Raw genomic sequence first — 20,919 nt, 5'->3', positions numbered from 1 at the left:
TACACACGAAACGAATGGACTTCATCGATAAGAGGGACGATACATGAGCTACACGTACCTGACCACAGAAGGTCTCGCCGAACGGATCCACTACGACACGCGCACGATCCGTGAACGCCTCAAGGACAGCGTCCTCATTGAGGGAATTCACTACTTTCGGCCATTCGGCGGTCGCAAGATCCTTTTCATCTGGGAAACGATCGAACGGGACATGATGGATACGGACGGCGGGGTACCCTCCATCCCCATGGCCAGCGGGGGGGCGTGTCATGGCTAGAGTGCGCGCCAGAAAAGACACCGGGAAGCTCTACTTCGACTTCTTCTATAAGCGCGTTCGGTGCCGCGAGTGCACAACTCTAGATGACACCGCAGCCAACCGGCGAAACATGGAGAAAGTCGCGAAGAAGATCGAAGCCGAGATCACTCTTGGCACCTTCGAATACAGTCGGTACTTTCCCAACAGCAGCCGAGCGGTCAGGTTCGCCGCCGAGCTGGAAGGCGCCGCCCCGAACGAAGCGGACGTCGAAACGGCCAGCACCCCACTGTTTCGCGATTTCGCGGAACAGTGGCTGCAAGAAAACGAGGTCGCCTGGCGCTTCAAGACGCTGGAGACCAACCGCGGCTCCCTGCGACGACACCTGCTGCCCTACTTCGGTGATCAAAGGGTCAGCGACATCAGCAAAGCGGACATCCTTGCCTTCCGGTCCGAGCTCGCCAAAGTTCCAGGCCGGAAAGGCAACGCGACCCTGTCCCCAAAGACCATCAACCACACCCTCGGGGTGCTCTCGATGGTCCTGGCCGAAGCCGCTGACCGCTTCCAGTTTACGTTCCCGATGAACAATCTGAAACGGCTCAAACAACCACGTAAGGAGATCATGCCGTTCACGTGGGAGGAAACGCAGAAGATCATCAATACGGTTCGAGCCGACTACCGCGACTACTTCATCGTGCGGCTTTTCACAGGACTGAGAACCGGTGAAGTGCACGGCCTGAAGTGGAAGTACGTGGACTTCGAGAAAGGCCAGATTCTGATTCGCGAGACCTACAACCAGGGGCGGACGGAATACACCAAGAACGACGGCTCACAGCGTGAGGTCGCCATGTCTTCCGTGGTCGCAGAGGCCCTGCAGCGACAGTTCCGAGCCACTGGCAAACAGGAATACGTCTTCGTCACGAAGGCCGGCCGGCCACTGGACACCAAGAACGTCACTCAGCGGGTTTGGTATCCATTACTCCGCTATCTCGGGCTTGAGCCTCGCCAGCCCTACCAGTGCCGGCATACCGCCGCCACGCTTTGGTTGGCGTCTGGAGAGAACCCGGAGTGGATCGCCAGGCAACTGGGCCATACCACGACCGAGATGTTGTTCCGCGTGTATTCGCGGTACGTCCCTAACCTGACACGCCAGGATGGTTCCGCCATGGATCGTCTCCTGCGTTCTCTCCAAGGGAACGCCGAAGAGCACACGGAGGTGCGCAATGAAGGCTAAGGACGTTCAAGAACTACAGCGAATGGTCGGGATGGATGACATCGCATGCTATGAGCCCGTCATTTTCGCCGCACGGGTCGAAATCCAGTGCGAAGGCCGAGCTCCTAGCGGAGAACCCTACTACCGACTTCGGGTCTACGATTCGACCGGTTATTTCACGGCCTTCGCAAGGATTCGAGACTGGGAAGGACATCCCTTGGGAGGGGGTCAGTTCCGATCCCTGGCCCTCCACACCATCGATACAGAGCGTGGACAGCGACACGTTGTGGCTTATCCAGAAGTCGGGTCGGCACTGCCCGAGAAGGGGCCGCTGGATCTTCTCCCCGTCCACCGCGCACCCGACCCTGGCAGCCTGCAGCGCCTGGTCAATGTGGTGGAGAACCTTTCTGTTGAGCCCTACCGAGAATTCGTCAGTGAGGCCTTCTCGGATCAGGAATTCGCCATCCAGTACCTCACGCTCCCGGCATCCAAGCGATGCCACCATGCCAAGACCGGCGGGCTGATCGCCCACAGCCTCGAACTCGCCGAAGCGGTACATGCGGTAGGTCGGACCATGGCATTGCCGACGCTGCAAACGGAAGCCGGCATACTACTGGCCCTGATGCATGACATCGGCAAGATTGTCCTTGCTTCGGAATTCGCCGAACGGGTACCTACTCGCTCCCATGAAGAGCTCATCGAATACGTTCTCCAGGAACCGCTGCTTTCCCTAAAGCAGATGGACGCAGACGCCTATCACACGCTGTGGGCACTCATCGTTGCCTACCGCAACGGCAACAGCTATTCAGCACCGATGGCAACGGTTGTGCGTGGCCTGGATGGCTGCAGCGCACAAACGGATGCGACCTTGCAGAGCTCATCTCAGGCGCCGATGCACCGGTACTGGCAATCCCCTTGCGGAGGTCGAAAAGTCTGGATTCCGCCCCTCATCAACCACGACTCTCGTCGCCGCGCCGGATGACCCTATCCACGTAAATCCCAGATCCCCTCAAGCCATACAAATGGGGATCTGGGAATCTCGTCAATATCCACTCCCACTGAACAAGCACCAGCGCATGGCGCAACTCAGCCAATGACTTTAGGCCTCCGGCCACACATCGCAAATCGCTAGAACTTATTGGCGAGCTTGGCCAGTACCGCCTGCGCTTTGCGTTTCTCTACCTCAGGGTCTTCCTTCTGCAGTTATTCGACGGCGGAGAGATCATCGCCACGCTTGCGATTCTGGCGGGGCTCAAAGGCTTCGATCAGGATGGCTTCCGACGCAATGCCTCTCAGCTCTTGCGAAATCAGGATCCAGAAGTTACGTCGGGGGAGGAAGTAGAGAAATCTGCCAGTCCTCTGGCGCGTCCTCCGGCAGGGCATGATCGAGATAGGCGATCAGGTCTTCCTGACGCGGCTGGCCAAACACCATTCGGTAGAGCGCTAGTTGCCGCTTCATGCGCTTGAGGCGCCCCACATCGCGGCTCAGCGGCAAGAGCAGGACTCGCCGCTTAATGCGTGCGTCCCCGGCCTCGTAGATCCACCACGGTGCCAGGTCGGATTGCTGACCAAACTCCGTCGCTTCGGCGCACTCGAACAGACGAGCCCACGGGTCTCCGCCATCTTCCCAGTCCGCAAGGGCGGCCAGGCCGATGTGCTGGGCGACGTTCCTCCTCACCGCGTGGCCCTTGTAGCGATGAACTCGCCCTTCGCGCTGCTCCATATCGACCGGATTCGACGGCAGGTTCCAGTGCACCACCGAGTGACACCAAGTGTGGAAATCCAGTCCTTCCTGCCCGACCGAAGTGCTGGCCAGCACAAAAGGACGAAAGGGTGAATTAAAGGCCGCACGCACTGAATCGGCACGGGCTACGGTGCCATCGGTATCATCCCGTACATCGCCGAATCTCAGCGCGAACCTGCACCGAATTGAGAAGGTATCGACTTTCATACGACGCTTCTGGACTCTAACGTCGTCTACCTTGAGTCCGACAGCCCGCATCGATAGTGATTCCGTCACAGCTCGTGCCACTGCATCAATACGCTCGGTCGCGGATGCCTCCACCCTTCCAAGTTGTTCCGGCAACAGATGCACCTGTTCGTCCAGGACCGCCTGCAGATTGCCTTCCACCGCGTAGTCCAATGCCTGCCGCCAATAGGGCTTTGCATCGCGGTTGTGGATCAGGACCACGCTCTCGGGCAGGTTGAAGAGGGTACGAAACCCGTTGGCCACCCGCGCGGCCCCCAGCAACAGTGCCGGATCATTCCAGTCGATATCCGTAGCCACCCGCCGCAATGCACGTAGCGCGCAAACCGCGGGGCCCCCAAGCGCGAACCGGGCCAGAACTTCGGCAAGATCCGGCGGGCGCCGCCCAAGTTCCAGCTCCCCCTTCATCGCTCGGATCATCTGGTCCCGATGGGTACGAAACTGCTCGCTGTCTTCCCGGTCAGGTATGGCCTCGATCCAGCCACTCGTGGCCCGCATCCACTCGATCAGGCGCGCATCCCGTTCCAGCATCGCGATCGCGGCCCAGTACCAGCGTTCGTCGACTCGCCCGTGATCGTCCCCTGGTGGTAGTTCCGCGAGGAGATCACGGCATTGCCGCGTGGCCTCCGCGAGGAGTACGTCGAGCGCCGGCGGTTCACCATTGCCAAGGGTGATGGCCAGACGCAAAGGATCCACCTCGCGAGCCAGGCGAGGCGCCGGCATGATGCGGGCCAGGGCCGGCATTCCCGTCAGGCGCCCATCCGCATCGGTCTGGAATCGCAACAGGGGCCGGACCCGTTCGTAGGTGTTGCTGTACCCGACCTCCCCGCCTACCTGGCCAAACGCCCTCGCCTGCGCCTCGTACGAGCACAGCGTCGCAATCGCATCCGGCACGGCATTCCAGGCCGAGAACACGAGCTGTTTGGTGACCTCCCCTGCCCGCGCCCACGGCCCGGCCAGCTTCGTATAGGGCAGCGAAGGCGGCAACCACAGAAGCTCCCACAGACCAGCACCCACGGTTTCTTCAATGAATCCGCGCATCCGGGCGTGCGGAATATCCAGCGACTCATAAGCCTCAATGCGATTGACGTCGATCGTACTGAGCCCCATTCCCCGCGCGATCGCCCGCCGAAGCCTCTTTGGTGGCTTGGTCGCAATGGCATCCAGCTCCCGGCGCATCTGATAACCGCGCATGTAGCTGAGCATGAACGGCACCGACTTCCAGTACTCGATGACATCCGGCAATCCCGCCGCATGCGCCGTGGAATCGATGTTCCGGGCATATTCGAGATCCAGGGGCGCCAGATCCACGACGTGCTCGTCCCCGGAAAGCATGGCATCGCGCCGGCGCGTCAGGCCCACGCGCTCCGTTCTGCACATCACCCGTAGCAACCGTGATTGAAGCCCCTCACGCGCCTGCTGAATACCCTCGTGATCGCCCTCTGCCAGTTGCCGGCAGCCGCGGCGATAGGTCTCCAGTGCCCAACGCAGTCCGTCCACCTCGTGCGCGTCGCCGTACAGGAACCCCACCGTATCCAGGAAGTTCTGGTGGTGATCCTCCTCCGACTCCCCGTGCATGCTCAGCATCCGGTACGGAGTTGCCGACAGCAGCAAGAGCCGCGCACCCTCCAGCGAGAACAGGTCATTGGCCAGTTCGGCTTCTTCTGTCTCCCCGTTCAGCAGGTCGGAAAACCGCTGGAACTCGTCCAGGATCACCAGCGATGGGCGCAGCGCATCCAGACAGACGCGCGCGAGCCTGCGGCGCAGCCGGCCCACCAGGGCATTGCGCTCGGCATTCGTCTCCGCCGGCCACTCGGCTTCTGGTAGTTCAAAGACCTCGCACATCCGCTGCAGCTCTCCGCGCAGTTCCGTCTGCTGGCGCATATCCTCTAGAAACGCGGCGGCCAGGTCGGCCTCGATCTCCTCCGGCCCCTCTTGCAGCAATTGCGGCCAGCGTTCCCCCACGTTGCACTGGAGCACCTTGCTCAGACCCGTCGGGCTCAGACCCTCCATCCCGTCGAGCAGATGGAACAGCAGCACCCGCTCCCGTGCGATCCCCGTGCTGGAGCGAAGGTTGAAGGTGGTCCCCGGGGTCAGACTGATGAAATTGACCGGATTCCGGTTGAGCTGATGAACCGTCTCGGGCAACAGGGTCAAGCGGCTGGCCCGTTCAAAATGGCTGTCCTCGAGTACATTCATCCGGCGGATGTTCTGCTGCGCAATTGCCGCGTTCGAGCACACGTAGATGATGTCGACGCGCTCCCCCTGTCCGCTCAGCGCCTCCAGGCTGCGCGCGATGACCCCCCGAGCGACCAGCGTCTTGCCCAGCCCCACCTCGTCGGCCACCAGAAAGCGCCCGCTGCCGGCCGGGTCGAATAGCCGCTGGAAGGCGTAATCCACAGTGCGGCGCTGAAAGGGCTTGAGCCCATCCAGTACCAGCCCGGCATCGAAGCCCTCAATGCCGGCCATCACGGTGCTCCATCGCTTCCTGATACGTCCGCCACAACGCCTCGAACTCCGGCGGCACCAGGTCAGATGTGCCCAGGCGCCCCTGCAGGCGCTCGATCATTTCGGCGATATCCCGCAGGCGCTCCGGCTCCCGGCTGTAGCACCGAGTCATCTCTTCCAAAAGCGGCAGTTCGTCCAGCACCACCCTTTGCCAGTGCCCGTGACCGCTTCCCGCCATCGGTATAAAAGCACCAGCGGCGGCATCGTCGTTCGCCAGTAGCAGCATCAGATACCGCAGGAACCCGTCCCGATTCTCCACCACGGCACGCAGGATGGCCGCCTCGCGCTCCTCTGCCGGCAAGCCCTCGATCGGCAGGTTCAGTGCAAAGCGCAGCGCGTGGTCCGCCGCCGGATCCGTAAGCACAAAGGCAATGACCCCGGTCAGATGCGACACGCCGCCATACGGCAACTCGCTTCTCCCTGCGTCACCGCCCGCCCCAAGCGCTACCGCATCACTGGGTGACCGGCTCACCGGCCACACGCGGCAATTCACCGACTCCGGCAGTTCCACATGCCCGACCAGCCACCACCGCCACATATCCTCCGAACTGCCCGCCTCGCAAACCACCCGCAACCCACCGCGCGCAAGTTCGGCACGCGCCCACTCCAGCCGCTCGCGCGCCCTCACGAGTTCTGCATCCTCGGGCGCCGCGCGCTCCCCGGGCTCCCAGCGCTGCAGCACGCCCCCAAGGCCCTTTTCGCCCAGCAGGTCGTCGATGCCACCCAGTTTGCGCCGAGGGCCTTTCAGGGTCGCGATCACCTCGAGGTTGTGCTGCCCCAGCAACGCCGCATCCGTCACGTTGGCCGACCCTAGCGTGATCGAGGTACGAGTACCTCGTTCGCTAATCCATGCCTTGGCGTGCAGCCCGTGGGTGTCGTGGTCGATCTCGCCCTCGTTGTCCACCGTCTCGGCCGCCTCGTGCAGCACGTAACAGCCATCGAAGGCGCCGCAGACATCCGGCGAAACCTGCTCCAGCACCTCCGGACGCGAAATGAGCGCCACCGGACCAGCGCTGGCACCGGCCAGCCGACTCAGCGCGGCATCCTTCAGAAACGGCGAGATCACTGCCAGGCGATCGCTCTTCTCGGGTTCCCAACGCATCCCCGGCAGGCCCGGAACCGTAAACTCCAGACTCTCGGCACCAGGGGGCAACGCAAACTTGCAGGACATCAGATCCCAAGCCAGCTCCCGCGCCTGCGCCCGCCGGTCCGCATCGACCTCGCGCGTAGCCAGTCCCGGCAGGCTCTCTAGCAGCCGCGCCAGCGGCCGGTTCGCCTCAATACTTTCGTCGCCCAGCTCGCCATCGAGCTGCAGCGAGAGATCCCAGGAGCGATCGTCGGTCACGTTGCGAGACAGAATCGCTACCCGCAGCAGCGGCGGTTGCCGCACCCCCTCGTCCGGCCGGAAGCGCAGCACCCAGACCTTGGGGTGAAACACCCCGTCGCCGGGCGGCTCCACCTCCACCATGCACGGCTCCAGCAGCCCGAACAGGGGTTCACCGTCTTTCGGCGCTCGCATCTGGCCGCGCTGGAGATAGAGCGTGACCCGATCCATCGTGCGGCGGACCGACTCGTACACCGCGATCCCGTCATCCCGCCGCTCCGCCCCCAGCAGGGAGAGATGAACGGGAATGGTCAGCAGCGTCGGAATATCCAGCGAGAAGGTCGTGCCCAGCGCCTGGTCCAGCGAGTATCCGGGCGGTGGTGTGAGCAGGCTCGTGTACAGGCTGCGGCCATTCGGATCGAGCATCACCCGTCCTCCCTCTGCAACGCCGCGTACAGGTCAAGGTGGAACCGGCTCACCGTCGGCCAGCGATAGTTGTAGCGAGAAGCGCCCGACTGGCCGCTCCATTGTGTCAGCGCCTGCGGGTTGGTGAAGCGCGAACGCGCCTTCTTCAGCAGCGATTCGCGCCGACGCACCAGATCACGCGCCGCCTCGTCCGCCCGCAGCCGTGCCCCGTCGCTGCCACAGGCCAATACCCGCTCGCGCCAGTCGCGCAGGAAGTCGCGCGCCCTCTGCTGTACCCGCAGCGTTCCCCCATCCGTCAGCGCAAACAGATCGTCCAGGTTCCACTCCGCCAACGGCAGTGCCCGGGCCGCTTCGGTCCAGTCATCCATCCGCTGCTCGTAGTGCTCGACCCAGTCCTCGCGTTCGCGCCGTTCGGACAGCGCCAGGTTGTAGAGCAGGAACGCCCCCTGCGCGAGCACCGCAAGCTTCTCCGCCTGATCCAGCAACGCCTGCTGCCGGTCGCTGAACCCCGCCCGATCCGGGTGCTCCCAGGGGTACTCCACCTCCGCCGGCGCGCAGCGCTCGAACAGATGGGCCAGCAGACTCGTCGGATGACACTCACGTACCCGGTCCAGGATGAACGCTGCCTCCGCACGGCCCAGCGCCAGCGACACATCTGCCGGGAACCGCTCGGGCGCTTCCGGCAGGCCGGCATGCCAGGTGCGATATTCTGAGACATCCGCAGCCGGCTCGCCTTCGCCTGCAAGAGCGCCCACCTCGCGCCGCCGTTCCACCAGGCCGGCCACACTGCGGTGGTAACGCTCCTGGGAAAGCGGCACCTCCCGAATGCCCCAGGATGCCAGCCCTGCCCAGTACACCGAGCTGGGCAATCGCTGCAGCGTCCGCCCGGACCCAATCCCGAAAACACCGGCCCGGTCGTCCGCCTCGCGTAGCACATCCACAATGCGAAACTCCAGATCCGCCGCCCGGGCCGGCACCTTCTCCGCCGCAAGCGCACCCTGCGCCAGCTCCGCCTCTACCTGCTGATACACCCATACCACCAACAGCATGTACCGCAAACGCGTCTGGATCGTACTCGTGCCCGGAAACAGCAGATCCGCCAGGTTATCCCGAATCGCCCCAAGCCCCAGTTCGTCGCGCGTATCACGCTCCCCGAACAACGCCAGCACGCGCATGCTCCGCTCGCGCGCCTCCGCATCGTGGTCAAGCCAGGCAATCTTGGACTGGAGCATTCGTTCCCATCTCCGTGCACCCTCTTCACATCATGTCAGCCCGAGCCACAGCGCCAGCCAGTCATTTCCGCCTCAAAACCGCGCCTCTAAGATCCATAGAAGCGACTCCAAACCCCTTAACGAATTCCTTTACAGGCACTTATCGAGGTCCGACCTCGATATGGAACATCGCAAACCAAACGAGAAAACCAGCCGCAGACGCCACAATAAATTATCAATTCCTGCTAATCGAACCTTATCCGATTCATTGCCATCTTTATCGACTTATCGAAATCATCCGAATACCTACGCTTTTCACAAGAATGCCAAACCCATTGGGCCATCAAAAATAATATTCCAATGCCAGCGAACGGGATCAAAAGAACACACACAAGCAAATAAAACCAAAAGAGCCAGCGCTTACTGAACTCTTTTTCTATAAGGACCTTTGCTTTTCCATCTTTTATACGAATATCCACATTCGCCCTTAAGGCGACTAGAGAGCCGCCCCAGAGATCCTTCTTCCTTGCAATTAACAGGAACCCCTTTTTCCGATTCTCCACCTTAATTCTATTAAAATGCTTTTTGACTGAGTCTACAATTGTACGCTTTACAAAACTCTCATCCCGATCGGATTCATCTAAATCAACAATCTCCAACCCGCCGCCTAACGACATGACACATCCTTCATTAGGTGTAGATCCACGCATGCAACACTAATAAACCACCCCTCCCTTGCCGCCCTAGCAGTTGAGCCACCCATCCCCAAGCGATGTAAATGGCTAAAACTTATTAGCGAGCTTGGCCAGTACCGCCTGCGCTTTGCGTTTCTCTACCTCAGGGTCTTCCTTTTGGAGATATTCGACGGCGGAGAGATCATCACCACGCTTGCGATTCTGGCGGGGCTCCAAGGCTTCAATCAGTATGGCTTCCAATGCAGGGATAATTTTCCCGGCTCCGTATGCCTCAGGCTGGTTCTGCAGTGCTCCTTTGTCTGAGACTGGCAGAACACCGAACCAGGAGAATCGATCCCAGCGGGTAGAAAGGCGGTCGAGCGTGTGCTCATAAAGGCGTCGGCCAAGGGGCCGGTCGACCGAGCGTCCCACATAGACCACTTCACGCCCGTCATAGAGCAGATAAATACCGAACTGCCCACAGAAGTCGACCGGCTCGGAACCAATCTGCTGGATGCCCAGAATCTTGGGTGTCCCGCTCCAGACCACGAAGTCGCGACGCCAGAACATCCCGAAAGAGGAAACGACATCATATTGCTCTTCACTTTCCCCGTCGGGCTCTTTGGCATCAGGCGTGGCTCCTGCCTTCAGCTTCGGTGTAGCGGCAATACCGTCATCCTTGAGCATGTAGACGCCCCGATCCACCTTTCGGAATGGCGACTTGTCTCCTTCCTTGCTGATCGAGCCTGAAATATTTGCGTTGACAGTTGCCGGAGGCGTGGCGCCCACGTTTTTCCGAAGCCCATCTGCCACGATCTGCTCGGCGATGTCCGTGTAGTGCATCGCGCCACCCGCGTCACTCAGCACTCGTTCGATGGCCTTGCGCCACGTCAAATCTGTCATCCGTTACCTCAAAGTTGGATCCCGCCGTGACGGGAGAAACGTTGGCGAGAGTCCGCCTATGACATTGTGACCGATCGACCGGCCATCGATTTTGGCTCTTGAGTCCCTCAGTAATCCCAATCCTGATGGGCGAGCGGCGACTGGTTGAGCTGATCTCTGCGTAACCGCCAATCCGGCAGGAAGCGGTCCATGAGAGTCCGGAAGCGATCGTTATGCTGCCGCTCCAGCAGGTGCACCAACTCGTGTACCAGGATGTATTCAAGGCAAGGCTCAGGTTTCCTGATCAGATCCAGATTCAACCAGATGCGCCGGGCCTCGATGTTGCAGCTACCCCATTTCGTCTTCATTTTCTTGATTCGGCATTCGGCCACATTTACACCAACGACGCTTTGCCACTTGGGCAGAAGTGCGTCGATCCGCTGCCGGAGCTCTGCTCGGTACCAGCGCTCCAGGACGCGCTGTCGGGCCTCGATATCGCTTCCTGGAGCGGCGATCAGTTCCATCGTGTGATTCCCCACGAGACGAACGCCAGTTGCCCCCCTTCCTTCAATAACGTTCAGCCGATAACGCTGACCGCGGAAGTAGTGGCTCTCGCCCGTCACCATCTCCCGGCCCGACTCCCGCGGCTGGGCCTGAAACATTCGCTGCTGACGGCGGATCCAGGCCAGTCTCGACACAACCGCCAACCGAATGGCCTCGTCGTCCATTTGCGCCGGCGCGGCCACCCGCACCCGCCCTTCCGGTGGGTATACCCCGACGTGAAGGTTGCGGATCGACTTGCGATGGACCTCTACGGCCAATCCGCCCACGTCGATTTGCAGTAGCTCAGTACTCACTCTGGGCCTTCACCAACTTCATAACTTCATCGAGATCGTACGCACCGATCTCACGGACCTGCTCCTCCAATACCGCCCGAACGGCCCGCTGGACTTCCCGCTCCCGGAACGTATTGCCCCGCCAGTCCGCTTTCTTCACATTGCGCACACGCTCATCCAGCCGAAGTGCCAGAGTCTCATCCTGTCCCAGGTTGTCGTACAGCGCCCTTTGGGCCGGTGTCTCGAGGCCCGAGGGGTAGGTTGACCCTCCCTTGCCCCCGGCCGCCTGACGGGTGAGTTCGATGACCTTCTCAAGGTATTCCCGGTATTCGAGAGCCTCTTTCCGCCGTTGCTCGATAAGCGCATCGAGGAGCTCGGACATCCGCTCGTAGTACTTCGGGTTGACCGCCATTTCATCGATGATCAAGCGCCGGACATTGTTCTCGATCGTTTCGGCCATAGCCTCGGTGTCGCTCTTGATTGATTCAGGCAAAGCGTCAATTGCTTCCTCTCCCCGGTCGATAATCAGTTCCACGAGGGTCATGTCATCGAACGCGGAAAGCTTCTCGCTATCCTCCGCCCGGACATAGCTGTCCAGAAGATGCCGCATGGCCGGCTCATAGAGCTTCATGTCGATGTAGTCGCCACTGGCGAGCTTCACCTCCTCGCGGACCTTCTCGTAGTGCTCCACCTCGGCCTTGATCTCGGCCGCCTCGTCATCGCTGTAGCCCGCCGGCCCCATCTCGTTGGCCAGGTTCGCGTACGCACGCAAGAAGGCACTCACATGCTTGTACAACGCCACCCGCTTCGGTTCGTTGTCCTTCTGCGTGTCGGGATCATCACTCGTGCCCACGAAAAAGCGACGATACGCCGCGCTGTCGCCCGGTGGCTCCACGGCCTCGCAGAGCGCGTGGATGGCCTCGCGCGTCTCATCGAGGCGCTCACGCGCCTTGGTCAGCCGATCTTCCAGCAGGCCCTCGACATCCTCCGAATCAAACGCATCAAAGGCCCCACCGGTGTAATCCTGGATCGACTGCTCCAGCGACCTGAACAGGTCCTTGTAGTCGATGATGTAGCCGACTTCCTTGTCCTCCGTATGCAACCGGTTCACCCGGCAGATCGCCTGGAACAGGCCGTGATCCCGCATGTTCTTGTCGATGTACAGGTAGGTTGCGGGCGGCGCATCAAACCCCGTGAGCAGCTTGTCCACCACGATCAGCAGCTTCATCTGCCCCGGCTCGTCGATGAATCGTTTCTTGACCTCTTTCTCGAAGGTCTCCACCTTCCCCATCGCAGTCTCTGGCGGCTCGTCGAAGTGCGCGGCCAGCATCTGACGGTAGATCTCGTACTGATGGAGCTTCTCCGTCTCGCCCTCCCCGGTCGATTCACCCTTGATGTCCGCGGTCGAGGGGGCATAGGAGGTCACGATCGCGCACTTGCCCTTCAGCTCGGTGCTCTGAAACATCTCGTAGAGCCGACAGGCCGAGTAGATGCTGCCCGCCACCAGCATCGCGTTACCATGACCACTGACCAACCGGTCGCGTGTCGCCATGTCCCACAGGATATCGGCCACGATCTTCTCCAGCCGATCGCGCGAGCTCAGCACTTTCTGCATGGTGCCCCAGCGCTTTTTGAGCTGGGCACGGGCGTAGTCATTGAGCCCCTTGGTCTTCAGCTCGAACCATTCATCCACCTTCTGCTGGTTCGTAAGCTGCTGGTCGATGTCCCGAGCTTCGTAGCGCAGATCCAGCACCACACCATCACTCACGGCCTGATCGTACTTGTAGGTATGGATGTATGGGCCGAAGATCTCGATGCTCTTGCGCTTGTCCTTCTGCAAGAGCGGGGTTCCGGTGAAGCCGATCAGCGTGGCATCGGGCAGCACCGCCTTCATCGCATCGTGCAGCTTGCCCGACTGGGTGCGATGGCATTCGTCGACGAACACGAAGAGATTACCCGGCACCCTGAACCCCTTCGGCAGATGCCCCTTCAGGTCGCGGACGAACTCATCGACGTCCCCTTCCTCCGAACTACCGAACTTGTGCACGAGTGAACCGATCAGCCACTCCTCGCTGCTTCCGAGAACCCGGATCAGATTCGCGCCGCTGCGGGTCCGATGGATCTGCTCGTCCACCCCCTTGAACACCTTCTCGATCTGCTCATCCAGCTCGGTCCGGTCCGTGATCACCAGCACTCGTGCATCGGTGACGTTCTCCCGAATCCACTTGGCCAGCCAGACCATCGTGAGAGACTTGCCGCTCCCCTGGGTGTGCCAGATAATCCCGCCCTCGCGCCGGCGAACAAACTCCTGCGCCGCGCGAATGCCGAAATACTGATTGTGCCGGCACGTCTTCTTGGTACCCGCATCGAACACGATGAAATCGTGGATGATCTCGAGCAGCCGATCCTTGCGGCAGATCTGTTCCAGGCCGCGCAGCAGCGGATCCTCGTTCACCGAGTCCTCTTTCCACTGCAACCAGTGCTTCTCCGGCGTCTCAATCACGCCGTATCGCAACCCCTCGGTCGGGTTACCCGCCATCACCAGTTGCACCGTGGCAAAGAACGGCCGGATAAAATCCTGCTTCTGGTTATCGAGGTTCTGCCGGATACCCTCTGCCACCGATACCGTCGAGCGCTTCAGCTCCAGCACACCCAGGGCGATCCCGTTCACGTACAGCACCACGTCCGGGCGTTTGGTGTTCGGCCCCGCCACTGTGACCTCTTCCGCCACGGCAAAGTCGTTACGCTCCGGATGCTCCCAGTCGATCAACCAGACCGTTTCCGTCGGTGCATCGATCGAGGGCTTTACGCGCACTCCGTAGCGCAGCTTCTCGTAGACCGCTCGGTTCGTGCCATACAGCGTCTGGCTGCCACTAATCGCAGCCGCCTGGTCCAGCTCACGCAACGCCTTCGTGATGCGGTTATCGTCCAGACCCCGCCCGGATAGCCATTCACGTAGAAGCGTTTCCTCGACGCAATGGTTACCGTCCCGATCTTTCCAGTCGCCCAGGTACGAATAGCCCAGCTCGTCCTGTAAGAAGCGCAGCACCTGCTGCTGGGTGACGCGTTCGCGTTGGCCAACAGTGCTCATTTCGGATCCTCGTCGTCGTCCGGCTCCGGCTCGCTTACTGTGGCTGGCGAAGTGGGGGCGCCCGATAAATAGTACCCCGCGCTGCAAAGCTGCTCCGGGGCCAGGCGGAACGTCTGGCCGTCGCGCCAGACCATGGCGTACTGTCCCACCCGCCGTTTGTGCTCTAGGGCATTGGCTACGGCGTTCCTGAGAGCTTCCGGGGCCTGCTCAACGTGTCCTTCGGATCGGCTTGGCGTCATTGGATATCCTGCTAGACTGCAGTCGCCCCCGGCCCCAAAACGAACTTCGCCCGCTCCTGCCGCAACATCTCATACGGCGTCATGAAGCGAAGATCGAGCCCAATGCAGGCATTCGGGATCTTGATACGCTTGGCGGAGTTCGCCGGCACCTCGTGTGTCACTACCACGCCCCCATCCGCCAGCGCATGGGCAATCAGATAGTAATCCGCAACCTGCAGAAAGGTATTGATCGCGGCGGGCTCGTAATCCTGCGCGGTCGCCCACGCGCTGACCTCACCAAAACGGGACGCCACCCCCATATCGGTCCTGCGGAACAGGTCCTGACCGTGTTCGCGCATCCAATCCGACAACTCGTCCTCGCCAGCGGCGATTTCATCGGCCACCTTGTCGATGCTGAACACCCGGCCCGCCGCATTCTGCACCACCAGCCAGTCCCAGAAGGCCGGACAGAAGTCCAGGCCGTAGTGAAGGTTCTTGGCCTGGATGAATACGTTGGCATCGAGGAGATAGCTCACAGCATCACCCCCATTGCCCGTGCCGCTTCATAGAACGTGGAGGTCTTGCGCACCCCCAACATGCGGAAGGCGTCCTGGAACAGCGTTTGTCCTTCAAGAGTGCTGGACATCACGGCCCGGGCAAAGCGTTTTCCCGTGCGCGCGCCCATGGTCCGGTAGAAATCACCCCCACCGGAACCGCCACGATCCAGGGCGCGAATACGTTCCAGCTCTTGGCGGTAGCATTCCCACAGCGTCACCTGATCGATCAGACCGCCATCAAACAGCCGACGCAGCGCCACCAGGGTGCTGACCTTGAACCGCCGCGCTAGACGCTGAATCTCCTCCGGCACGGCAACGCCCGGTTGGTGCACCCCGTGCAATCGCTCCAGCGGCATCAATACTTCGGCCGCCACGCGGTTGCACCAGCGCTCGACGCGCTGGTTCGGCAGACGGCCTGCCTCGACATCGAATACACCGCTCTCCCCCAGCCACAGGTGCGCCAACTCATGGGCCAGCGTGAACATCTGCGCCGCCTTGCTGTCTGCGGCATTGATGAACACCAGCGGCGCGAGGTCGTCCACCAGCGCGAAGCCGCGAAACTCTGCCACATCCAGCTTGCGGTGGCTGTTACTGCCGACGATCGAGCTGGCCATCACCAGCACCCCCGCCTCCTCAGCCCGAGAGACAAGCTGACGCAAGGCCTCCGTCCAGCTGGGCAGCCGCTGGCGCTCCGCCACGGACAGGCCCAGCGTCTCGCGCACCCGCCCCGCGACTTCCACCACGTCACTGCCCGCCTGCGCGCTACCCACGAACGTCACCGGCTCTAACCCATGCAGACGAGCATGGTCGCGATACCACTCCTGGCGCTGCTGGCACAGATACAGCGTATCCAGCAGGTTCGGGCTCGGTCGCGCGACATCGCGATCGCCCAGGGTGCGGAAATCCGGAATCGGCAATGCCTCCACCGGCGGCGCCGGGAGAAAGAGATACCCCACGGGCACATGAACGGCCCGCGCGAAGCCTTCGAGCTGGCGCAGTGTCGGATGCACCTCACCGCTCTCCCATTCCGCCAGTCTTGGGAAACGTCCAGTCAGCTCGAGCGGCTCCAGTCCGGCGCGCTCACGCGCCCAGGTGATGAGTTCAGGGTTGACCGAGACGCGATTCATTCGGCGCTCTCCTGCTCGACGGCCACACTATCGCCGCCTACCGTCGGCCCCGGCGCCACCAGTCGCACCCGCCCGGTGAGGAGCTGCTGCATCATGCCCTGCTTGATCTGGCGGGCCTTGACGCGGCGGCGCTCCAGAGACTCTATTTCGGTGTCCATGTCGGAGAGGACCGAAACGATAGCTTGCTGTTCCTCGATCGCCGGAGCCTTGTATGTAAACTCGGCCATATCTCGACCGTATATATGAAACACGGTCGTTCCGGATACGAGCTGCATTATCTGCCGGTGATCCATTCGGATCTTGTAGGCGAGAAATGTTCCGTCGATTTCCGATCCAGTCGGCCGAATAATGAGAATATCTCCTCCAAGAATGACATTAGAATTGGCGATGCAGCTTGCTGTTGCCAAGCCGCTAGGAGTGACATCCGATGTCGGCATAAGAACGTCGTTCTCGATTGACTTGAAGCAAGCGGCCTTGCGATCTGTTCGACTGTTTACGCTGGTAATCCTCTCGCCGTACTGCGTGAATAACTCTCCGTAGTGAATACAAGGACTGCTCCCATCGACGAGCAAGTCCGCCTTGGAAAGACCGCTTCCCTTGTGAAAGGAGGCAACGTTACCCAATCGCTTCGTCTCCCATTCCCCGGTGAAACCCGGCAGGCGGGTCTGGCCGGTGAGGAGTTGTTGCATGGCGGCCTGTTTGATGGCGCGCTTTTTGGCGATCAGGCGGTCGAGGGATTCGATCAGCGCGTCCGCGTCCGACAGTGCGGTGGCGATGGCGTGTTGTTCTCCAACATTAGGAACAGGAAACCTAAATTGCGCCATGTCTCTCGGATAGAGGTGATAGACAGTGGTTCCACTCACCAGACGCATGATTCTATGGCGAAAAACCTTAACTGCGTATGCCAAGTATTCCCCTACCAACTCATTCGCATCTGGCCGAATCACGAGGATGTCGCCACCCAGATAAACGTTACCCTGAGCTAAACAACTTGCAGTAGCCAAGCCTCTTGGCGTTACATCCGATGTTGGCATTAGAACGTCTTTTTCTCGGGAAACCGTAGCGTTCCTTATCGAACGATCCGTCCGACTAACAACCTCATTTATAACTTCTCCATAAAGCGTATATAACTGGCCATAATGTATACACTGATGTGAGCCGCTTTCACTCAAATCCGCTTTCGATAAACCGAAGCCTTTCTTAAACGTCGCTCTATCCCCCAGCCTAAGTACGACCCAATCCTCCGGAATCACCCCTACCTCAGTCCGCTTATACCCAAGCGGCACGTCCTCAGCAGTCGCGCTCTCGGGCTTCACCGCGTAGGCGGCCAACGCATCCCGCACGACCTGCTCTTGCACTGCCTCGCTGCGCTCAGCCATCGACCCGCATCCTCATCTTTTCCAGGTGGCCGGTGACTCGAGCGGCCAGTGCCTCCACCTCGCGCTCGATGTCTGGCAGGGGCTCGGCGTAGCGCTCTTCCAGTTCGCGCACGCGGCCGGCGAGCTGGTTGGTGATGCGGTCCACCTCGGCCTGGATGGCTGCGCGGATGTCGGCCAGCCACTTGTCGTCCACAACCAGGGTTCTAACCTCATCCACGCTCAGTTCGCCATAACGTGCGAGCACCGCCTGGTTCAATTCGGTGTCGGCGTTGTTGACCGCCTTCTTGGCGGCGGCTTCGGCATCCATCAGGCTCTTGCACTGTTTGAGGGCGGCGATCTCTTCCTCGCTGTCTGGTTCGTCCCTGAGGGCCTTGAGGCGCTTGGGGATCTCGGTTTTGGTGACCTTGCCCTTGTCGTTCTTGACCTCGCTCAATGGGTCTTCCTCGCCGTCCTGTTCCTCGATGAATTCCTCCAGCTCGCGGCTGGCGGTCTCGGCTTCGGCCTGCAGGGTGTCGAGCCGGGCCTGTTCGTCGGCGAAGTAGCGGGCGATAACGAGTGCCGGCGGGATCAGGTCGAGCTTGTACTTTTTGGCCTTTTTACCGCTGCCGACGATCAGGTCGGGTTCTTCCTCAATCTTGCGCTCCTTGTCCTTAATCACACCGCGGGCACGGGCGGCCTCCTCCCAGCCGTCCGTGGCAATCAGGTACACATCGTCCTGCATCCCCTCGGCCCAGTAATCCATGAGACGCTGGTACACCGCGTAGCGGTCCAGCAAGGGCACCTCGGCGAATCGCTGGAGCAGATCCTCCGCCAGGTGGTAGATGACATCACGTGGCTGAATGCCGGGTTCCAGGGCCAGGAGTGCCGGGCGATGGGCCTGCTCCCAACCGTCCATCACTTCGCTCACGGTGGCGGCGAAGGCCTGGAAGTCGGGATGGTTGAGGATCGCATCTTTCACCTCCCGCGTCGGCACCCGCGCGGTCAGGTAGCCCGGGCGATCCCCCGCAGCAAACAGCGCCCCCCGCACCGACGGCAACACCGCCCAGTAATCTCCCAGCCCCTCTACATCCCGTTCCGGGATCCCGCCGTTCAAGTGGGCATCGAGATCATGCAGGTCTTCGGTCTGGGCCGAGTCGATGTAACGCGGAATGTTGAGGTTGTAGGCATTGGCCTCGCTGGCGATCTCGGCCACCGGGACCAGACGCGAATAACCGGGTATCTCCCGAACGTTGCGGAACACATCCACGATCTTGTGGATGTCGCGGGAGCGCAGGCGGTTCTTGTTGCCGTCCTTCATGAACTCGCGACTGGCATCGATCATGAAGATGCCCTTGCGGGAGCCGGCGTGTTCCTTGTCGATGACGAGGATGCAGGCCGGGATGCCCGTGCCATAGAACAGGTTGCCCGGCAGGCCGATGATGCCCTTGATCAGGCCCCGCCGAACCAGTTCGCGGCGGATATCCGCCTCCTTGTTGCCCCGGAACAGTACGCCGTGCGGCAGGATGATCGCGCCCTTGCCTGCCGATTTGAGCGATTTGATCAGATGCAGCAGGAAGGCGTAATCGCCGTTCTTGGCGGGCGGGATGCCGTATTCGAAGCGACCGAATTCATCGTTGGCCGGGTCCACGCCGTTGGTCCACGACTTCGCCGAGAACGGGGGATTGGCCACCGCGTAGTCGAAGGTCTTCAGCCCACCCTCCGAGTTGCGGAAGTACGGTGCGGAGAGCGTGTTGCCCCTCCAGAGCTCGGCGGTCGGGTAGTCGTGCAGGATCATGTTCATCTTGCCCAGCGCCCAGGTGGCGTTGTCGTTCTCCTGGCCGTAGATGCTCATGCCGTTGGGCGCCTCGTAGGCCGCACGCAATAGCAGGGACCCCGATCCGCATGTGGGGTCATAAAGCGTTTCGTCCTGGCGCGTATCCCTCCCGATGCCGACCACCTGAGCGATCACGCGTGATACCTCGCCCGGGGTGTAGAACTGTCCCTTGCTCTTGCCGGACTCGGTGGCGAAGTGGCGCATCAGATACTCGTAGGCATCACCCAGCAGGTCGTCACCGTCGGCACGGTTTGCCCCCAGGTCCAGCGTCTCGAAAATGCCGACCAGCTTCTGGAGCCGGTCCTGCATGTCCTTGCCGGAGCCGAGCTTGGTCTCGTCGTTGAAATCAGCCTGGTCGATGACGCCCTTCAGGTCATTCGCCTCGGCGAGCCTGCCAATGATCTTGTTGATCTTGTCCCCGATCTCCTTGTCGCCCTTCACCGCGACCATGTCGGCGAAGCTGCCACCTTCGGGCACCTCGATCAGCGAATCTTTCTTGTCGCTGACGTACTTCATGAACAGCAGCGTCAGCACGTAATCCTTGTACTGCGAGGCATCCATGCCACCGCGAAGCTCGTTGCAGGACTGCCACAGAGACGAATAGAGCTGGGATTTCTTCAGGGCCATGGTCGGATTCTGTTTCCTTCGACGGTCAGTCGTGGGTGTTCATTAAGTTGCGGCATTGCGCGTGGACACGGACCAGGGCCCCGCCCTCAGCCGCGGTACACCTGTTCGTTGTGCCAACGGATAAACTCCAGGTCCGGGCGCTGCCAGACCGTTTCCGGCACGCGGGCGAAACACTAGCCGAGATGATGGGTACCTCCTCGTTCTCTCATTCCGTATGGGACACCGGTTCATCCTGCGGAGGCCCCCTCCCCAATCAGACCCTAATATGATCACTCGCCCGCCAAACACGAGTGTCCCTCGGAGAGATCGGAGGTACTGGGTACCACCAACTCAGTTTCGAAAGAACAAACGGCGGCCCGCATCCTGCTCTCGATCATCGTCATCCATCCGTTCAGCCAATTTCTCCTCTAGCAATTCGATCTTTTCCTTGAGCTCTTCATTCCTCGACTCCAATGCCTCTATCTCCTGGACGGCTCCTGAAGCCGCGCCTGGGGACATCATGAACCGCCCCGGGTTTCCCGGAGACCCGTTGGTTTGGGTCACGCTGCACGAACGGACCCCTGAAGTGGTTGATGGTACTGCGCTTCGATCATTGCCGGCGGTCGATACCCGTTGGATTCCAACAGGCGTCGCCGGTTGAACCAGTCGACCCACTGGAGCGTAGCCCACTCGACGTCGCGTAGATCGTTAAGACGCCCCCAGTAGGCCCGGACCTCGGTCTTGTACAGCCCGTTGATGGTCTCCGCCAGGGCGTTGTCGTAGGAGTCACCGACCCGGCCCACCGAGGGCTGGA

16 protein-coding genes are annotated in these 20,919 nt (G+C 61.0%); 3 read left to right on the top strand and 13 right to left on the bottom strand.

The window, feature by feature from the left end:
- Nucleotides 1-43: 43 nt before the first annotated feature.
- The 3 genes from D000_RS0107580 to D000_RS0107570 are packed head-to-tail and all read left to right on the top strand — an operon-like array spanning nt 44 to nt 2,448.
- A complete protein-coding gene (locus D000_RS0107580) occupies nt 44-277 on the top strand; it encodes a hypothetical protein (protein WP_018872934.1) in 234 nt (77 codons plus the stop codon).
- Nucleotides 270-1,487 (top strand): site-specific integrase, encoded by a 1,218-nt coding sequence (locus tag D000_RS0107575; RefSeq protein ID WP_018872933.1) that lies wholly within the window; start codon nt 270-272, stop codon nt 1,485-1,487. The genes D000_RS0107580 and D000_RS0107575 overlap by 8 nt, the downstream gene beginning before the upstream one ends.
- Nucleotides 1,477-2,448: a TraI domain-containing protein gene (locus D000_RS0107570; RefSeq protein ID WP_020610531.1), complete on the top strand. Its 972-nt coding sequence runs from the start codon at nt 1,477-1,479 to the stop codon at nt 2,446-2,448. Before D000_RS0107575 ends, D000_RS0107570 begins: the two co-directional genes overlap by 11 nt.
- Before the next feature lie 339 nt (nt 2,449-2,787).
- Here the strand turns inward: D000_RS0107570 and D000_RS0107565 are convergent, their stop codons facing one another.
- From D000_RS0107565 to D000_RS0107505, 13 genes are all read right to left on the bottom strand, one after another.
- The gene (locus D000_RS0107565) at nt 2,788-5,922 is read right to left on the bottom strand and encodes a helicase-related protein (RefSeq protein WP_018872932.1); all 3,135 of its coding nucleotides are present in this window, start codon (nt 5,920-5,922) and stop codon (nt 2,788-2,790) included.
- The gene (locus D000_RS0107560) at nt 5,909-7,711 is read right to left on the bottom strand and encodes a phospholipase D family protein (RefSeq protein WP_018872931.1); all 1,803 of its coding nucleotides are present in this window, start codon (nt 7,709-7,711) and stop codon (nt 5,909-5,911) included. Before D000_RS0107560 ends, D000_RS0107565 begins: the two co-directional genes overlap by 14 nt.
- Nucleotides 7,711-8,943: a DUF6361 family protein gene (locus D000_RS0107555; RefSeq protein WP_018872930.1), complete on the bottom strand. Its 1,233-nt coding sequence runs from the start codon at nt 8,941-8,943 to the stop codon at nt 7,711-7,713. The genes D000_RS0107560 and D000_RS0107555 overlap by 1 nt, the downstream gene beginning before the upstream one ends.
- Nucleotides 8,944-9,167: 224 nt before the next feature.
- Entirely contained in the window at nt 9,168-9,599 is a 432-nt protein-coding gene (locus tag D000_RS14190) for a hypothetical protein (RefSeq protein ID WP_155999264.1), read from the bottom strand.
- A gap of 105 nt (nt 9,600-9,704) precedes the next feature.
- The gene (locus D000_RS0107550) at nt 9,705-10,499 is read right to left on the bottom strand and encodes an HTH domain-containing protein (protein ID WP_018872929.1); all 795 of its coding nucleotides are present in this window, start codon (nt 10,497-10,499) and stop codon (nt 9,705-9,707) included.
- Between the two features lie 107 nt (nt 10,500-10,606).
- Entirely contained in the window at nt 10,607-11,335 is a 729-nt protein-coding gene (locus D000_RS0107545) for a M48 family metallopeptidase (RefSeq protein ID WP_026279838.1), read from the bottom strand.
- Entirely contained in the window at nt 11,325-14,405 is a 3,081-nt protein-coding gene (locus D000_RS0107540) for a type I restriction endonuclease subunit R (RefSeq protein WP_018872927.1), read from the bottom strand. The genes D000_RS0107545 and D000_RS0107540 overlap by 11 nt, the downstream gene beginning before the upstream one ends.
- A 250-nt stretch (nt 14,406-14,655) precedes the next feature.
- Nucleotides 14,656-15,159, bottom strand: coding sequence for a DUF4411 family protein (locus tag D000_RS0107530; protein ID WP_018872925.1), 504 nt, complete (start codon nt 15,157-15,159; stop codon nt 14,656-14,658).
- Complete coding sequence (locus tag D000_RS0107525) at nt 15,156-16,307, bottom strand: ImmA/IrrE family metallo-endopeptidase (RefSeq protein ID WP_018872924.1); 1,152 nt, start codon at nt 16,305-16,307, stop codon at nt 15,156-15,158. The genes D000_RS0107530 and D000_RS0107525 overlap by 4 nt, the downstream gene beginning before the upstream one ends.
- Entirely contained in the window at nt 16,304-17,686 is a 1,383-nt protein-coding gene (locus D000_RS13855) for a restriction endonuclease subunit S (protein ID WP_081616652.1), read from the bottom strand. The genes D000_RS0107525 and D000_RS13855 overlap by 4 nt, the downstream gene beginning before the upstream one ends.
- A complete protein-coding gene (locus D000_RS0107515; protein WP_018872922.1) occupies nt 17,679-20,126 on the bottom strand; it encodes a type I restriction-modification system subunit M in 2,448 nt (815 codons plus the stop codon). Before D000_RS0107515 ends, D000_RS13855 begins: the two co-directional genes overlap by 8 nt.
- A 330-nt stretch (nt 20,127-20,456) precedes the next feature.
- Entirely contained in the window at nt 20,457-20,669 is a 213-nt protein-coding gene (locus tag D000_RS14185) for a hypothetical protein (RefSeq protein ID WP_155999261.1), read from the bottom strand.
- Nucleotides 20,666-20,919: integrase core domain-containing protein (locus tag D000_RS0107505; protein ID WP_018872920.1), on the bottom strand; the 254-nt coding region annotated here is incomplete at its 5' end. The genes D000_RS14185 and D000_RS0107505, both read right to left, overlap by 4 nt.

The organism is Thioalkalivibrio sp. ALJ16, assembly GCF_000377345.1.
GTDB lineage: Bacteria > Pseudomonadota > Gammaproteobacteria > Ectothiorhodospirales > Ectothiorhodospiraceae > Thioalkalivibrio.
Note: the sequence above shows the minus strand (reverse complement) of the source record. Positions and strands in the feature narration are given on the sequence as shown.

Bases quoted from the DNA above. Each gene is read 5' to 3' on its own strand.
- D000_RS0107560 (WP_018872931.1), bottom strand. From the start codon at position 7,711: ATGCTCGATCCGAATGGCCGCAGCCTGTACACGAGCCTGCTCACACCA.
- D000_RS0107575 (WP_018872933.1), top strand. From the start codon at position 270: ATGGCTAGAGTGCGCGCCAGAAAAGACACCGGGAAGCTCTACTTCGAC.
- D000_RS14190 (WP_155999264.1), bottom strand. From the start codon at position 9,599: ATGTCGTTAGGCGGCGGGTTGGAGATTGTTGATTTAGATGAATCCGAT.
- D000_RS0107565 (WP_018872932.1), bottom strand. From the start codon at position 5,922: ATGGCCGGCATTGAGGGCTTCGATGCCGGGCTGGTACTGGATGGGCTC.
- D000_RS0107540 (WP_018872927.1), bottom strand. From the start codon at position 14,405: ATGAGCACTGTTGGCCAACGCGAACGCGTCACCCAGCAGCAGGTGCTG.
- D000_RS0107515 (WP_018872922.1), bottom strand. From the start codon at position 20,126: ATGGCCCTGAAGAAATCCCAGCTCTATTCGTCTCTGTGGCAGTCCTGC.
- D000_RS0107580 (WP_018872934.1), top strand. From the start codon at position 44: ATGAGCTACACGTACCTGACCACAGAAGGTCTCGCCGAACGGATCCAC.
- D000_RS0107525 (WP_018872924.1), bottom strand. From the start codon at position 16,307: ATGAATCGCGTCTCGGTCAACCCTGAACTCATCACCTGGGCGCGTGAG.
- D000_RS13855 (WP_081616652.1), bottom strand. From the start codon at position 17,686: ATGGCTGAGCGCAGCGAGGCAGTGCAAGAGCAGGTCGTGCGGGATGCG.
- D000_RS0107550 (WP_018872929.1), bottom strand. From the start codon at position 10,499: ATGACAGATTTGACGTGGCGCAAGGCCATCGAACGAGTGCTGAGTGAC.
- D000_RS0107555 (WP_018872930.1), bottom strand. From the start codon at position 8,943: ATGCTCCAGTCCAAGATTGCCTGGCTTGACCACGATGCGGAGGCGCGC.
- D000_RS0107570 (WP_020610531.1), top strand. From the start codon at position 1,477: ATGAAGGCTAAGGACGTTCAAGAACTACAGCGAATGGTCGGGATGGAT.